The sequence below is a fragment of the Streptococcus taoyuanensis genome (assembly GCF_029589235.1).
Lineage (GTDB): Bacteria > Bacillota > Bacilli > Lactobacillales > Streptococcaceae > Streptococcus > Streptococcus taoyuanensis.
The window spans coordinates 1-1,492 of record NZ_JARQVW010000025.1 but is presented as its reverse complement, the minus strand read 5'-3'; the positions used below and the strand labels follow the sequence as shown (position 1 = coordinate 1,492).

Sequence of the window (1,492 nt, the reverse complement as noted above, 5' to 3'; positions counted from 1 at the left end):
TTCCGTCGTGTGAAACTGTGACTGTTACATTCGCTTTCATAGTGTCGTATGTAACGGTTGCGTCAGATCCTTTAACTTCTTCTACTGTGTAGTTGTGTACGCCTTCTTGACCTTTCTTGAACTCAAGTTTAGAGAACTTAACGTTACCATCTTTATCGTTCTTCACAGTTTCAACTTCTTTACCAGTTGAATCTTTAAGAACGAAGCTGAATTCGTTGGCTTTAAGCTCACGGCCTTCCATACGTTTAGTAAAGTTGAATTCTACTTCAACTGGCACGCTGTTGACACGTTTTTCAGTTGGTTTTTCAGGTTTTTCAACTTTCTTAGTCGTTGGGTTGTAGTAGTTGACTACTTGAGCCGCAGTGTTTTCGATGTCAACTCCACCTGCAACGTCGGCTTTCACTGTAGCTGGGATATCAAACTTGTAGTAACGTCCGAATTCGAATTTAGTTGTGTCAATCACTTGTGTGTTTTCTGCATCGCCAAGTGACTTAGTGAAGCCATCTTTAAGGGTTGCAGTAATCACACCGTTGTTCACAGTAATATCGAATTTAGCTGTTACATCCGCACCAGTCTTACCGTCATAAGCTTTGATTGCTGAACCATCAACATCAACTTTAGCCTCATCGTAGTCATCTGAGATTCCTACTGATTGGATATGGTCTTTGTTGTTTGCATCAAATTTAGTTGTATCCAACCATACTTGGTAAACAAGTTTTTGACCTGGTTTAACTGATTTAGTATTGATATTCGCTTTTTCGTTATTAGATGCATCGTCCGCATATGGGTTTGCATTGGTATCTGCGTACTTGTCTGCCAACTCTTTATCATCATCTAATAATGAAGTTCCAGTCAAATCAAATTCTTTTTCGTTTAGAACATATTTTTCTGGATTGAATTCTGGAGTTTCAGGAGGTGTTACACGGTTGTTAAATTCTTTATCCGCAATTTTGCCTACAGTCGCTACGAGAATCTTAGCTGTTCCGTCGTGTGAAACTGTGACTGTTACATTCGCTTTCATAGTGTCGTATGTAACGGTTGCGTCAGATCCTTTAACTTCTTCTACTGTGTAGTTGTGTACGCCTTCTTGACCTTTCTTGAATTCAAGAGCTGAGAACTTAACGTTACCAGATGCATCGTTCTTCACAGTTTCAAGAGTCTTACCTTCTGAATCTTTAAGAACGAAGCTGAATTCGTTAGCTTTAAGCTCACGGCCTTCCAAGCGTTTCGTGAAGTTGAATTCCACTTCAACTGGAACGTTGTTGACACGTTTTTCAGTTGGTTTGCTTGGTTTTTCAACTTTCTTAGTTGTTGGGTTGTAGTAGTTTACTACTTGAGCCGCAGTGTTTTCGATGTCTACACCACCAGGTACATCAGCTTTCACTGTTGTTGGGATGTCGAACTTGTAGTAACGTCCGAATTCGAATTTAGTTGTGTCGATCACTTGTGTGTTTTCTGCGTCGCCAAGTGACTTAGTGAAGCCATCTTTAAG

At 40.1% G+C, this 1,492-nt stretch carries 1 protein-coding gene; it reads right to left on the bottom strand.

Annotated features, from left to right (window positions below; translation table 11 throughout):
* Window positions 1-1,492 (bottom strand): SspB-related isopeptide-forming adhesin (locus P5Y91_RS10355; protein WP_277839422.1); only part of this gene is annotated, 1,492 nt, incomplete at both ends.